Below are 12,326 nucleotides of genomic sequence, written 5' to 3'. Positions count from 1 at the left end.
CTTTTCCTAATCAGGGAAAAAGGCTTTTTAAATTACTGTCCTAAGTTATTTAAAGAAGTTGTAATTTGGGTATACAAACTGTCTATTCCATTATCTTTATTTGCAATATCCAAATTACTTTCTGCATCTTTGCTAAGATCCTGAAGTTTACTAGCCTCTGTATCCATTTTATCTATATCTGAATTATCCACTGCATCCTTAAGAGAAGTAAGTATATCCGTGCACTGATTTGTATAATTTAAAGATGTATTTACAGCTTCGATTTCAGCATTTATACTGTCTAAATACTGTTTATTTAAAGTTTCCAGTCCCTCAGGTATTGAAAGATTTGATACCTCATCCCTTAGTGAAGTCAGGTCGTTTTTATAAACAGACAGATAGGAACTGCCCTGCTGAAATGATTGAATTAATTGTTTAAGATCCTCAGATATTTCATCAATACTGGAAGCAGAATTCAGGTTCGTCATTATGTTCGTGGCATTGGTATATACCTGGGCCAACTGGCTTGAAGAAGTGTTGCTTTTACTTTTGTAGGACTCACAGTAATTTTTCAAATTATTTATATAGTCCTTTTCAAGTTGTGATACATCGGAGGGAGCCTTTAATAAATACTCCACAGGTAAATCTATGGAAGCTATGCCGCCTAAAATAAATATATTTTTATATGCCTTTTCATCCATAAAAATCTTTTGATTGGATATATCACTGCCATCTGTAAGGATTACAGGTGCATTTAACTTGGAAGCCAGGGCACTTCCAGATAATGCATCAGGAAAGTCGGCACCGCTGGCTAGTACTGCTGTATCTGCACTTAAATCAAAATATTTACATATATTTAGTGAAGTTTCATATCTGTCCTGTCCCCACACTCTTATTATGCTGTTGTCATTTAAAGAAGGTACTAAAGATTTCAGTTGGCTTATTACGTTATCTTTTACTGAACCTTGTCCACCTATTATGTAAACCTGTTCGGGATTAATGCTTGAAATAAGGCTTTTAGTCTCCTCTGGAAGGGCAGCATCATCTGTCATAAATATAGGATATCCCTTTGATGCAGCTGCGCTGGATATACTTAAGGCATCTGCAAATCCCCATCCGTTTGCAATAACAATGGGAGTCCCTTTTTCAACATTCATGGAATTAACTACGGATTTATTGGTGTCAAATCTATTTTGTCCCCCAAGCCTTGTAATATTGGTATATCCTAGCTGCTTTATGTAATCTAAAAGCTCATCACTTATGGAGGCAGTGCCACCTAGAGCGTAGATAGCCCCATTTTTATCCAGATGATTTTTTATGTATTCTATGGCATCGGAGTTATCATTTACATTGTCATTTAACAAAAGTATTGGGGCATTATGCTTTTTAGACAGAACACTTCCCCCCAGTGCATCTGCAAAATCTTTTCCGCTGGCAAGTATTATGTTCTGCAAGGTTTCACCTTCAAAGTTGTTTGCAATTTTTGCAGAAGTTTCATATCTGTCTAAACCTGCAAATCTTGTTACGTTGTAAGTAGTTTTGGCATAGGCTGTATTGGATATACAAAATACCATGGCCGCAGCAGCAGCTGCTCCTATTATTTTTTCCATCAATTTACATCTCCCTTATAAAGCATATATTTAAATTTTATCATGAATATAAAAAAAACTATACAAGCAAAATGTAGAAATTTGTTTTTTTTAGAATATTAATTAATTGCAAGCTATTAATGTTAATTAGAGGAATTGCCATGAAGGTTGCATTGATTTTACAAAATCTTTATGATATATTTAACTAAGATAATCAAGAGATATTCTTTCAGGGTCTATCCTGGCAGCTATAAATTTCATAATATCTATAATAATCTAGACAATGCTAAAACATGGTCTTAGAATTTTGGAGAGAAAAGATATGAAAAAATTAATAAAAAGTAAAAGAAATGTAATTTTACTCATAATTATACTTTTAGCTTTGATAGCGGGAATTTTTGTAAACCGCATTTTCTGGAACTCATCCTACACCTCACCTGAGTATAAATTTTCAGTACAGCTCTTTGACAAAATAATGAAAGCCCAGAGTGAAGGTAGTACTGCAGAACTTACAAAAGATGAGGTAAATCAGATTGTAGCACTGTACTTTAAGGAATATAGAAAAGGCGATGTGACAGTAAAATCAGTAGAGGCAGAACTTGAAGATGACAGCATAAGGTTTTATGCACCTGTCAGCTATAAAGGAATAAATTTATTTTTATGGTCTCAGGGTGGCATTTCTCTTGAAAATAGCAAAATCAAATATACCCCTGATTATTTTAAAGCAGGTAAGGTAACCCTACCTAAATCCTATATTTTAAAAAAATTAAGCCAAAAGTTAAAAAATGGGGCAGCTGTTGAAGGGGGCTCCATAGTAGTCAATATTAAAGAACTTCCCATAGGCATTACTGCTGTAAGCGTGAAAAATGGAAAGCTTCTGGTTACACTGGAAAAAAGAAAGTTTAACATTGAAGACATGCTGAAGGGAAAACTTAGCTCTATAAAAAACTTTATAGGAAATTCTTCTAGTATAAAGGAATCAAATTCATCTACGAAAATCAATAATGGAAGTAATGTCTCTAAAGCAAATGAAAATGGTACAGAGAAAGCTAACAATGGTATCAGTACAGCTAATTCAGTTTCTGGTGAAAAGCAGCAGGTGCTTAGTAAAGTAATCAGCGGGTTAAATGCAGCTTCAGCTTCTGTCAGTACCGGGGCACAAAAGGCAGTTATATTGCAGATGATATCGGTTGTAAGCAATATGAGTGACCCATCTTATAATCCATACTCAGAGGAAAGCAGTGTTAAGGCTGCCTATAAACAGTTATCTCAAACCGAAAAAGCAGGATTAAAGGCTGCTGTATTTTCAAATGTAGACACCTCTCAGGTAAGCGTACTGGCAAATATGATAGGAAATTAATTAAAAATAAAGGGAGAAAGGTATAAGATGGAAGAAGAAATAACCATGGATCTTAGAGACTTTTATTATATATTAAAAAAGAGAAGAATGCTTATTGCAATAGTCACAGTGGTGTGTATCTTGGTGGCAGGTATTTTAAGTTTTTTCATAATAAAACCTACCTACGAGGCAAGTACCACTATAATTGTGGGGAAGCCTAAAAGTGATGATAAAAGCAGTTCCCAATCCCAATATAATGATGTAATGATGTATCAAAATTTAGTAAAAACCTATGCTAAAATTGCATCTTCCAATACTGTTATGGAAAATACAAGTAATAAGCTAAAGGGTACTATAGGAGTTGAGCAGCTTAAAAAGAACATTTCTGCAACACCACAAGAAAATACCTAGATTTTACAAATAACAGGACAGAGCAAAGCAAAGATCCTAAAGAGGCTGTAAATATGGTAAATGCAGTATCGGACTCTTTTATATCTGAATCTAAAAGGGTATTCCCTACGGGAGGAGATATACAGGTTATGGATAAGGCACAGTTTCCGGACAAACCTATAAAGCCTAAAAAAGTATTGAATATGATCATAGCATTTTTTGTTGGATTAATGGCTTCTATAGGCTTTTCTTTTATGTTGGAATATATGGACAATACCATAAGACAGAAGAAGATGTAGCAAGGTATTTAGATATGCCTGTAATAGGCATAATACCTAAGGGAGAAGTTTAGATAAAAAAACAATTAGCAAAGAATAAAGAACAGTGAAGGAAGATTTTTCGTAGAAAAATCATCAATAGTTGATATTTAGCGATTGATATTTGTTCTTTGAAGGGAAGGTGTGAAACTATGATAGATATACATAGCCACATACTTCCGGGGGTAGATGATGGTTCAAAATCCATGGATGAAACCCTGAAAATGCTTAAGCTTGCAGAATCGGATGGAATCAAAACCATAGTGGCAACTCCACATTTTTATAGGGGATACTATGAAAATAGTTATGAGGACATAATGAAGTTAGGTCAGCAGGTAAAAATTTTAGCAAAGGAAGAAAATATAGATGTAGATATTGGTTTGGGTCAGGAAGTATTTTTAGACAAGTATACCCCTAAGAATTATAAATTAGGGAAAATAGAATGTATTGAAGGAACTGATTATATGCTCATAGAGTTTCCTATGACAGTGCTGCCAAAGGATGCTTTAGACATTGTGTATGAACTTCAAGTTATAGGAATACGTCCAATTTTAGCCCATCCTGAAAGGTATAGGCATATTATAGACAAGCCTTCTAAAATAAATGAGTTTTTAGATGAAAGATGTTTGTTACAAATAGATACGGGAAGCATAAAAGGGATTTTTTGGAAAAAAGTAAAAAGTACTGCAGAAATTTTAATAAACAGCGGTATATTTGAATTTTAAAAAAGGTAAGAGTGTTATTATTTAAAATATAAATGGAGTGAAGATAATGGAGAAACCCAATATTGTTACCGTAAAAAGTCCTAAAGTTCCTATTGCAGAAGCTTATAGAACTTTGAGAACCAATATTCAATTTTCTTTTTTTGATAAAAAATACAGACCATTGTACTTACAAGTTCCGGTCCGGAAGAGGAAAAATCTGCCGTTTGTTCTAATTTGGCAGTAGTTATGGCAGAATCAGGTGCCAAAACCATTTTAGTGGACTGTGACGAGAGGAAGCTGCGGTTACACAAAATCTTTTTTATTTCCAATGAAAAAGGATTATCTGATGTTTTAGTAGGAAGAGTCAAATTTGAAGAAGCCGTTCAAGAAACTGTAATGGAAAATTTAAATATTTTAACTTCAGGTACAAGATCACCAAATCCCTCGGAACTTTTGCTGAAGGTAAATGCCAATATATTGGGTATTATTTTGAATAAACTGGAAATAAGAGAAAAGGGCTATTATGGTTATTAATATCAATACTACTATAATAACGAAGACCGTAAAACTATTAATCATAAGAAGAGAAGCAAAAAGAAATAATTGTGTGTGCAAAAAGGTAAAGACTTCACTGTATTTACCTTTTTTATTTTTGCCTATTTTTAAAAAACTGCATATATACTATGTGAAGGGAGAGGATTTAAATGGCTGCAACTTCAACTTTACTGGAAACTTCTATAGTATTAAGCTACAAGGACGGCCTGGATGCGCAGGGAAAAGAAATAATCAAAAAGGAGAGTTTTTCAAATGTAAAGATAACTGCTCCTATTCAGGATATTTACGATGTTGCCAAGGAAATAGAAAAGCTTCTTGGAAAGACCATAGATGAAATTGTAAGACAGGATGAAAGTGCCATAACAAATGTTTAAACTAGAAAAGTTAAGAGTTAAGAATTAAGAGTGAAAAGTGGATGAGGATTTTCGGTATGAACCGAAAATCTACCGAATTTGAAATTTGAAATTTGAACTTTAAACTTTGGATTCTAAATTTAAGAGGGTGGTGAAAAATATGAGTAAGGCATTAGTTATGAGTTTCTTAACTGAAGAGGGCAAAAAGGCTTCTATAAGAGTTTCTAATGTGAAAGACAATGTAACGGAGCAGGAAGTAAAAATTGCCATGGAAACTATTATTGCAAAAAATATATTTACCTCAAAGAATGGAGATTTACGAGCTGTAGATTCAGCGCATATATTGGAAAGTTCAACTACGGAACTTGAAGTTAAATAATACAATTGATAATTGACAATTGACGATTGACAGTGAAGGAGGATTTTTCTACGAAAAATCTATAATATAGATTTTCTGAAGCATGGATGAGGAAAATCCTTCCCAATTGTCAATTGTCTATTGAATAAATATGCACAAGAATTGCAATTTATAATACAATATTAGAAGACGAATAAATAATTAAATGCAAAATTACTAAAGAATTCACAGAATATAAACCTAAGTATAAAACTTAAGGAGAGAATAGTATGATGTATGATTTCAAAAGCGCCCCTGCAATGGAGAAACGCCATGAAATCACAGACAGCACAGGCTATGATTTATCCAAAATATCTCGCCTTGAAGATTTACTGAAGAAGGCCAAAAATGGTGATAAAATTGCAGTAGAAGAGATCTGTAAAAGTTTTAATGGGATGATTATAAATCTAAGCAGATCTATTTATATAAATGGATACACCATGGAAGACATGATACAAGAAGGAAGAGTTTCACTTATAAAGGCAATCGGCAGTTATGATATAAATTCAAAATATCCTTTTACTGCTTATGCTAAAAGTGCCGTAAAGAAAAATTTTCACTGGAAGATAAGGAATAATACAAGAAAACCCAGCTGCTGCAGTCTCTACAGCTGCAACAGCCAGGGAAATGAACTCCTAGACATGATACCATCTACAGAAGATATTGAGGAAGATTTTATAAAAAGGCAGTATAATATCAAGCTCTGGGAAGCTATTGAAAAACTTCCTGAAGAAAAAAGGGATATAATAATCTGGTATCATATACTGGAAAAGGACTTAAAAGAATATGCGGCAAAAAAGGGAATAGCTTATAGAACAGCAGTTTATAAAAAGAAAAAAGCTCTTGACATCTTGAAGGAGTACTTGATCCTGGAAGTTGAAAGTTAAGAGTAAATGATGATTTTTCTGCGAAAAATCTAAAATTCAGAGTCATTGAAGCAAGGCTTCAATGACTCTATATTTTTTTAGATTTTCTAGAGCGCAGAGGAAGAAAATCCTCTATAATTGTTAATTTGTGCATTATCAATTGTAAATTGAATAAAATTGATAAATCGAGATTATTGATAATAATAGTTGGAAAAGTTATAATTAAATTATAACAACCAGACAAAAACTAAATGGATTTTAAAGAGGTCAAGATGAATATTAAAAAAGATATAAATAACATTCATGATAAGAGTTATAAAGATTTATTTTCAAATAAAGAAGTGTTTATAAATTTAGTTCAGAATTTTGTGAAAAATTCCTGGAGTGATGAGTTAAGGGAAGAAAATTTAGAACTAGTAAATAAGTCATATATATTATCGGATTATGAAGAGTTAGAATCAGATATAGTGTATAAGGCAAATATGGGGGATAATGAAGTTGTGTTTTATGTATTGCTGGAATTTCAGTCCTCAGTAGATTACAGTATGCCTATAAGGTTATTTTTGTATATGGCAGAGATATGGAGAGAATTCTTAAAGAATACTGAAAAAGGTGAAGTAAAGAGAAAGGATTTTAGGTTACCGGCTATAGTTCCGCTAGTGCTATATAACGGTGAGTATAAATGGACTGTAGAGAGAAGATTTAAAAATATAATAAATAAGAGTAAACTCTTTGGAAATAACATAATAGATTTTGAATATATACTGTTTGATATAAACAAATATGAAAAAGAAGAGTTGGTACAGCTCGGGAACATATCTTCAGCCATATTTTTATTAGATCAGAAAGTGGACTTTGAGGAGTTTATAAGTAGAATAAAAGATATAGCTTTATATTTTGATAGGTTAACAGAAGAAGAAAAAATGATATTAAAACATTGGCTAAGAACTACTCTTTCTGATGACTTGAAGAATATTATAGGAGAAGAGTTAGAGAGCGTGTTAACCGCTAATAAAGGGGAGGTATTAAGAATGACTTCTAATATATCTAAAACAATCAGAGAAACTTTTGAAAGAGTGAAGGAAGAGGGTATAGAACAGGGCATAAAAAAAGGAAGAGAAGAAGGAAGAGAACAAGCTAGATTAAGGGATGTAAAAAGAGTTTTGAAGCTAGTTAACAGAAAATTCAATTATTCAGATAGAACTTTTGATGAAAAAATTAAAAAAGCAAATAGTGATGAACTAAATTTAATTATTGAAAATATTTTGGATATAGAAAGAATGGAGGATTTAACTAGGTATTTGAGTTAAGAACTCCAAAACTCCTAGTAACTTCAGGGAAAGTCTTTCGCAAAGGAGCAAGGAGTCAATTTCCAATTGCCTCCTTACCTCCTAGTACCTCGGGGGAAGATCAATAAATTTCCAGAGACAAGTAGTTTAGAGTAGCAGGTTTAAGTCAAACTTTTTCCATAGTTTGCAGAGGTATATGCACAAAATGTGGATAAAAATTCACAATGAGGTCAGAGTCTAAGTTAAAAAATGGAGATAAAATAAAGAGGAAAATAGAGTAGATATTTTCCTCTTTATTACTTTTTTGAGATGATAAATGTGTATTTAACGAAGTTAAAATTAAATTAATAAAATTTAGTGTAAAAATGACAAGAAATTGGTACAATAATAATATTATTAGATGTTAAAAGGGAGAAAAATCATTAATGGATTTTAATATAGATGATATAAGGAACCTAGTGAAAAACAATAGAATACAATGGCGAGGGCATATTCTTGCAAGAATGCAACAGAGAGGAATTAAAATTAAGAATGTTTTAGGTTGTATAATAAGTGGAGAGATAATTGAATACTATGAAAGTGATTATCCCTTTCCAAGTTGTTTGGTTTTAGGATTTACGGATAAGAATAGTGGAATTCATGTTGTATGTGCTATAGGTCAGGAATATGTATGGATGATAACTACTTATTATCCTGATAAAGATGAATGGTATGAAGACTTAAAGACTAGAAGGAGGTAAAAATTATGAATTGCATTTTATGTAAATCCAATATGATAGATGGAAAAGTAAATCATATTGTTGATCTGGATGGACATATCATTATAATTAAAGGTGTACCAGCAAATATATGTAGACAATGTGGAGAATATTTTATTGAAAATAATATTGCATTGAAATTAGAAAAAATAGTGGAAGAAGCTATGAAGAATAAAGCAGAAATATTTGTTGTAAATTATTCTGAAATGGTAGCTTAAAGTGGGTCTCTTCAAGTTCTCAATAAGTTCAAGGCAAGTCTTTCGCAACTAGCAAGGAGCCAATTTCCAATTGCCTCCTAGGACCTCAGGGGAAGAGCAATAAATTTCCAGAGACAAGCGATTTAGAGTAGCAGGCTTAAGGCAAACTTTTCGCACAGCCATCAGAGGTATATGCACAAAATGTGGACAAAAAATAAAGAGAACGTACCCAGAGTTGATTTACACAAAGCTAGGTGTGTTCCCATAAATTCTAATTAAGTAGGTTATTATTCAGCTGTAATATTATCAGCCATATTTCTTTATCCCCTTCGTATTCTATGGAAACTAACTTACTGATTATTATGAGTTTTTTCATATTCAGCAGCTTGGCTAAATGTCATAATAGGTATATTATTCTGTTTAATATAATCAAGAACTGTGCTAAAATAATTTACATCAAATTCAGAATCATCATATGAATGTGTAGATAGTATTAACCATCCCTTGGATGAAATACATTCATCTATAATTGGTTTTAAAACAGTATTAAAATCTTCTGTCTTATTTATTTCATGCCTTGATAAGTACATGTTATCAGTAGTTGGAGTATTATAAGTTCCACTTGCATTTAAACCATATTTATAATATTTTTTTGCAATGTTTTCATATCTTTGTGCTTGATCTCCAAAATTTCCCCAAGGATATACAATAACATCATAACCTCTTAAACCATTACTGAGCATCCATTGTTGAGAATCTTTAAATTCTGTATCTATGTCTGAGTCTGATACACTTGATAAATTATTTTTAAATATATTTTCATCATGAGTCTTTGTATGTGAAAGCATTTCATATCCACTTGTTTGCAAATCTAATAGCTGTTGTTTTGTTAAATATCCTTCTCCACCAACATCATTTGATACTATTGCTAAGCTTGCTTTTACTCCTTTTTATCTAGAATAGGTTTAACATTAGTTAAAAACTCGTTTGTACCATCATTATCAATTATAGTTACCACTGCATTTTCAAGTGCTGCTGCAGTATACCTTGATGCTTCTATTGCTAACCTTTCTGAATCCTTTTTGTCTTTAATATGACCAAAAACCAATACTAAAACTAAACATACGCTTAATATAATAATCAAAATTATTCCAAGATCAATTTCATTTGTTTTATGAATATTCATGGTAGCAGCTAATTCTCCTCTCATAATTTGTACTAAATAACATTATTTTATATTTTATAATAAATATTACCATAATATTGTCTGTCAGTAAACAAAAATTTTATTGACAAACTAAATTAAAAGTTCTAATTTTATGCTGATAAATGTGTATTTAGCGAAGTTATAAAAATATTATCTAGTACATTTTCAGAATATTTGATATAATTTCTTATATGAACTTATAAAAGAAATAAGGTGATATAACATTGACACCTCAATCTAAAAAAATAACTTATGAAGAATTCCTGCAGCTAGATAGTAATACTGAAGAATATTTGGAATATGTAGATGGTCAAGTATATAATCAAGCATCGCCATCTACGATACATCAGAGAGTTTCAGTTAATTTTACAGCTGAGTTAAGAAATTATTTTAGAGACAAAGAATGTGAATTATTTCATGCTCCTTTTGATATACAATTGAAAAATGAAGATGAAGGATTACCTAGAAGCACAAGAATTATATACAAAAAGCCCAAGGGGAACAATCAAGCAAGCTTATCAAATAGGGTTAATTGATGATGGACATGTTTGGATAGATGCTCTTGCAGATAGAAATTTGACTGTACACACTTATGATGATAAATTGGCGAAGAGAAAATGCTTAAGGATATAGTGCAGATTTATTTTCCTGAGCTAAAAAAACTTTATGAAAAGTTGATTAAGGAGCTTTAAAATGTTCGGATTATTGGAGAGAGATTTGAAATACATACTGGAGTATGTTTATATGATATAATGAAAATAGATATAAATGATAAAAATTTAAAATCTCATATTGAGTACATAAGGGGGGGGTTAACTATGATTCCAAACTTTAACCAACAATATACCTATGAAGAATACTTAAAATGGGATACAGAAGATAGATATGAACTAATATATGGAGTGCCTTATTTACAAGCAGCACCTAGCACAGAACATCAAAGAATTTTAGCTAATTTAGCCTTTGAATTGATGAGATATTTTAAAGGTAATGATGATGATGGTAAGTGCGAAGTGTTTTTGTCTCCATTTGATGTAAGAATGATAAAAAATGTTCAGCATTATGATGAGAGTAAGGTGGATTGTGTAGTACAACCAGATATATCTGTTGTTTGTGATAAATCTAAGCTAGATAAAAAAGGCTGCATAGGAAATCCAGATTTAGTAGTAGAAATCTTATCAGATTCTACTGCATCCAAAGATTATATACAGAAATTAAACTTATATCAACTAAATGAAATTAAGGAATACTGGATAGTTTCCCCTAAAAATAAAGACATACAAATATTTAGATTAAATAAAGAGATATATGGTGAACCTGATAATTTCAAAAAAGGTGAAATAATTAAAAGCAAGCTGTTTGAGGGACTTGAAGTAAATTTGGCAAATATATTTACTTCATATGAAAAATAAAATAAGTGTATAACTTTGAAAGGCGAAAGAATGAAAAAAATATTATGTATTTTTTTATGTTTACTGTGGATGGGATTTATATTTTATAATTCATCTGAGAATGGCACATCATCTAATAAAATAAGCAATAGCATATTAAATAGTATTATTAATAAATATCATAAAGTTAAAAACGTAAAAAAGCTAATTGCACAGAAAAATAATATTTCAAGTAACAGTTTAAGTGGAGCCAATAATAATAAAAAAATTAACAATTCTCCCAATACAAATAGGATGGAGAAATTAAATTTAATTCTTAGAAAGAATGCCCATGCTTTTGAATACATTGTTTTAGCTATTATTACAACAGTATTGCTATTTTCTTTTAATGTTAAAGGAAAAAGTGCTGTTATTTACATAATGTTTATATGCTTGTTTTATGCTGTTACTGATGAATTTCACCAGATGTTTGTACCAGGCAGATCTTCTTTAGTCAGCGATGTTTTAATAGATTTTAGTGGAAGTATTATAGGAATTGCTGTGTCTTATCTCATTTACTATAAATTTTATAGTAAATTAATAACATTTATACATAAAAAAGCAGTGTAGAAGCTTAGTCGACAAATCCTGAACATTCCAAAATTTTATTGACAAGTTAAAAGTTCTAATTTATTATTTATTATAGAAAATAAACTGATGAATAAGAATAGTATTCTAGAATTATATGTTTTCAGAGAGTCGTAGTTTGGTGGAATGCGATAACATTTATCTAGATGAATGGACTTATGAAGGCAGTCTGAAAGGATTTTTTCCAAGTAGGCACTGACGGGAACTCTACCCGTTATAAATTGAGCATATATTATTATGTATATGAAAAGAGTGGGTGATTTTTTACCAATTTGGGTGGTATCGCAGGAGTATAAGCTCTTGTCCCTTTTACCGGGGGGCAAGGGCTTTTTTATATACTTTTATGCAGTGAAACTTGAATAAAACTA

At 31.3% G+C, this 12,326-nt stretch carries 17 protein-coding genes, 1 pseudogene and 1 other annotated feature; of the genes and pseudogenes, 15 read left to right on the top strand and 3 right to left on the bottom strand.

Going from position 1 to position 12,326, the window contains the following annotated elements:
- Positions 1–32: 32 nt before the first annotated feature.
- Positions 33–1,589 (bottom strand): cell wall-binding repeat-containing protein, encoded by a 1,557-nt coding sequence (locus ACJDU8_RS01705; protein ID WP_406790418.1) that lies wholly within the window; start codon positions 1,587–1,589, stop codon positions 33–35.
- Positions 1,590–1,890: 301 nt separating this feature from the next.
- On the opposite strand from ACJDU8_RS01705, the gene ACJDU8_RS01700 reads away from it, so the two are divergent.
- The 11 genes and pseudogenes from ACJDU8_RS01700 (at position 1,891) to ACJDU8_RS01650 (ending at position 8,754) form a co-directional block, all read left to right on the top strand.
- Positions 1,891–2,928, top strand: a complete 1,038-nt coding sequence (locus ACJDU8_RS01700) for a DUF2140 domain-containing protein (RefSeq protein WP_406790417.1) — start codon at positions 1,891–1,893, stop codon at positions 2,926–2,928.
- A gap of 27 nt (positions 2,929–2,955) precedes the next feature.
- On the top strand, positions 2,956–3,318 hold the full coding sequence (locus tag ACJDU8_RS01695; RefSeq protein WP_406790416.1) for a YveK family protein: 363 nt from the start codon (positions 2,956–2,958) through the stop codon (positions 3,316–3,318).
- A 53-nt stretch (positions 3,319–3,371) separates the two neighbouring features.
- Positions 3,372–3,596: a GNVR domain-containing protein gene (locus ACJDU8_RS01690; protein ID WP_406790415.1), complete on the top strand. Its 225-nt coding sequence runs from the start codon at positions 3,372–3,374 to the stop codon at positions 3,594–3,596.
- Positions 3,597–3,766: 170 nt separating this feature from the next.
- Positions 3,767–4,339: a tyrosine-protein phosphatase gene (locus ACJDU8_RS01685; RefSeq protein ID WP_406790414.1), complete on the top strand. Its 573-nt coding sequence runs from the start codon at positions 3,767–3,769 to the stop codon at positions 4,337–4,339.
- Between the two features lie 46 nt (positions 4,340–4,385).
- A pseudogene (locus ACJDU8_RS01680) lies at positions 4,386–4,921 on the top strand (CpsD/CapB family tyrosine-protein kinase).
- A 101-nt stretch (positions 4,922–5,022) separates the two neighbouring features.
- The gene (locus tag ACJDU8_RS01675) at positions 5,023–5,247 is read left to right on the top strand and encodes a DUF1659 domain-containing protein (protein ID WP_406790413.1); all 225 of its coding nucleotides are present in this window, start codon (positions 5,023–5,025) and stop codon (positions 5,245–5,247) included.
- Positions 5,248–5,386: 139 nt separating this feature from the next.
- The gene (locus ACJDU8_RS01670; RefSeq protein WP_406790412.1) at positions 5,387–5,605 is read left to right on the top strand and encodes a DUF2922 domain-containing protein; all 219 of its coding nucleotides are present in this window, start codon (positions 5,387–5,389) and stop codon (positions 5,603–5,605) included.
- A 248-nt stretch (positions 5,606–5,853) separates the two neighbouring features.
- Positions 5,854–6,510, top strand: coding sequence for a sigma-70 family RNA polymerase sigma factor (locus ACJDU8_RS01665; RefSeq protein ID WP_406790411.1), 657 nt, complete (start codon positions 5,854–5,856; stop codon positions 6,508–6,510).
- 251 nt (positions 6,511–6,761) lie between these two features.
- Entirely contained in the window at positions 6,762–7,799 is a 1,038-nt protein-coding gene (locus ACJDU8_RS01660) for an Rpn family recombination-promoting nuclease/putative transposase (RefSeq protein ID WP_406790410.1), read from the top strand.
- A 404-nt stretch (positions 7,800–8,203) separates the two neighbouring features.
- Positions 8,204–8,518, top strand: coding sequence for a DUF4258 domain-containing protein (locus tag ACJDU8_RS01655; protein WP_406790409.1), 315 nt, complete (start codon positions 8,204–8,206; stop codon positions 8,516–8,518).
- Positions 8,519–8,523: 5 nt separating this feature from the next.
- Positions 8,524–8,754: a type II toxin-antitoxin system MqsA family antitoxin gene (locus tag ACJDU8_RS01650; protein WP_406790408.1), complete on the top strand. Its 231-nt coding sequence runs from the start codon at positions 8,524–8,526 to the stop codon at positions 8,752–8,754.
- Between the two features lie 329 nt (positions 8,755–9,083).
- Here ACJDU8_RS01650 and ACJDU8_RS01645 read toward each other — a convergent pair whose 3' ends face one another.
- The gene (locus ACJDU8_RS01645) at positions 9,084–9,581 is read right to left on the bottom strand and encodes a polysaccharide deacetylase family protein (protein ID WP_406790407.1); all 498 of its coding nucleotides are present in this window, start codon (positions 9,579–9,581) and stop codon (positions 9,084–9,086) included.
- Between the two features lie 92 nt (positions 9,582–9,673).
- Complete coding sequence (locus ACJDU8_RS01640) at positions 9,674–9,943, bottom strand: hypothetical protein (protein ID WP_406790406.1); 270 nt, start codon at positions 9,941–9,943, stop codon at positions 9,674–9,676.
- Positions 9,944–10,164: 221 nt separating this feature from the next.
- Here ACJDU8_RS01640 and ACJDU8_RS01635 point away from each other — a divergent pair, with 221 nt between their 5' ends.
- The 4 genes from ACJDU8_RS01635 to ACJDU8_RS01620 all read left to right on the top strand — a co-directional run bounded on the left by ACJDU8_RS01635 (position 10,165) and on the right by ACJDU8_RS01620 (position 11,940).
- Positions 10,165–10,476 (top strand): Uma2 family endonuclease, encoded by a 312-nt coding sequence (locus ACJDU8_RS01635; protein WP_406790405.1) that lies wholly within the window; start codon positions 10,165–10,167, stop codon positions 10,474–10,476.
- Positions 10,385–10,573 (top strand): nucleotidyltransferase substrate binding protein, encoded by a 189-nt coding sequence (locus ACJDU8_RS01630; RefSeq protein ID WP_406790404.1) that lies wholly within the window; start codon positions 10,385–10,387, stop codon positions 10,571–10,573. Before ACJDU8_RS01635 ends, ACJDU8_RS01630 begins: the two co-directional genes overlap by 92 nt.
- A 185-nt stretch (positions 10,574–10,758) precedes the next feature.
- Complete coding sequence (locus ACJDU8_RS01625; protein ID WP_406790403.1) at positions 10,759–11,352, top strand: Uma2 family endonuclease; 594 nt, start codon at positions 10,759–10,761, stop codon at positions 11,350–11,352.
- A gap of 30 nt (positions 11,353–11,382) precedes the next feature.
- Positions 11,383–11,940 (top strand): VanZ family protein, encoded by a 558-nt coding sequence (locus ACJDU8_RS01620; RefSeq protein WP_406790402.1) that lies wholly within the window; start codon positions 11,383–11,385, stop codon positions 11,938–11,940.
- 78 nt (positions 11,941–12,018) lie between these two features.
- Positions 12,019–12,269 (top strand) — a binding site (T-box leader).
- Positions 12,270–12,326 lie beyond the last annotated feature (57 nt).

Origin of the sequence: Candidatus Clostridium eludens (assembly GCF_045310515.1) — a bacterium.
Classification (GTDB): Bacteria; Bacillota; Clostridia; order Clostridiales; family Clostridiaceae; genus Clostridium_B; species Clostridium_B eludens.
This window is presented reverse-complemented; position numbering and strand designations above follow the sequence as displayed.

Excerpts from the sequence above, each read along its gene's own strand:
- ACJDU8_RS01705 (WP_406790418.1), bottom strand. The coding sequence starts at position 1,589 with ATGGAAAAAATAATAGGAGCAGCTGCTGCTGCGGCCATGGTATTTTGT.
- ACJDU8_RS01700 (WP_406790417.1), top strand. The coding sequence starts at position 1,891 with ATGAAAAAATTAATAAAAAGTAAAAGAAATGTAATTTTACTCATAATT.
- ACJDU8_RS01695 (WP_406790416.1), top strand. The coding sequence starts at position 2,956 with ATGGAAGAAGAAATAACCATGGATCTTAGAGACTTTTATTATATATTA.
- ACJDU8_RS01690 (WP_406790415.1), top strand. The coding sequence starts at position 3,372 with ATGGTAAATGCAGTATCGGACTCTTTTATATCTGAATCTAAAAGGGTA.
- ACJDU8_RS01685 (WP_406790414.1), top strand. The coding sequence starts at position 3,767 with ATGATAGATATACATAGCCACATACTTCCGGGGGTAGATGATGGTTCA.
- ACJDU8_RS01675 (WP_406790413.1), top strand. The coding sequence starts at position 5,023 with ATGGCTGCAACTTCAACTTTACTGGAAACTTCTATAGTATTAAGCTAC.
- ACJDU8_RS01670 (WP_406790412.1), top strand. The coding sequence starts at position 5,387 with ATGAGTAAGGCATTAGTTATGAGTTTCTTAACTGAAGAGGGCAAAAAG.
- ACJDU8_RS01665 (WP_406790411.1), top strand. The coding sequence starts at position 5,854 with ATGATGTATGATTTCAAAAGCGCCCCTGCAATGGAGAAACGCCATGAA.
- ACJDU8_RS01660 (WP_406790410.1), top strand. The coding sequence starts at position 6,762 with ATGAATATTAAAAAAGATATAAATAACATTCATGATAAGAGTTATAAA.
- ACJDU8_RS01655 (WP_406790409.1), top strand. The coding sequence starts at position 8,204 with ATGGATTTTAATATAGATGATATAAGGAACCTAGTGAAAAACAATAGA.
- ACJDU8_RS01650 (WP_406790408.1), top strand. The coding sequence starts at position 8,524 with ATGAATTGCATTTTATGTAAATCCAATATGATAGATGGAAAAGTAAAT.
- ACJDU8_RS01645 (WP_406790407.1), bottom strand. The coding sequence starts at position 9,581 with ATGCTTTCACATACAAAGACTCATGATGAAAATATATTTAAAAATAAT.
- ACJDU8_RS01640 (WP_406790406.1), bottom strand. The coding sequence starts at position 9,943 with ATGAGAGGAGAATTAGCTGCTACCATGAATATTCATAAAACAAATGAA.
- ACJDU8_RS01630 (WP_406790404.1), top strand. The coding sequence starts at position 10,385 with ATGAAGATGAAGGATTACCTAGAAGCACAAGAATTATATACAAAAAGC.
- ACJDU8_RS01625 (WP_406790403.1), top strand. The coding sequence starts at position 10,759 with ATGATTCCAAACTTTAACCAACAATATACCTATGAAGAATACTTAAAA.
- ACJDU8_RS01620 (WP_406790402.1), top strand. The coding sequence starts at position 11,383 with ATGAAAAAAATATTATGTATTTTTTTATGTTTACTGTGGATGGGATTT.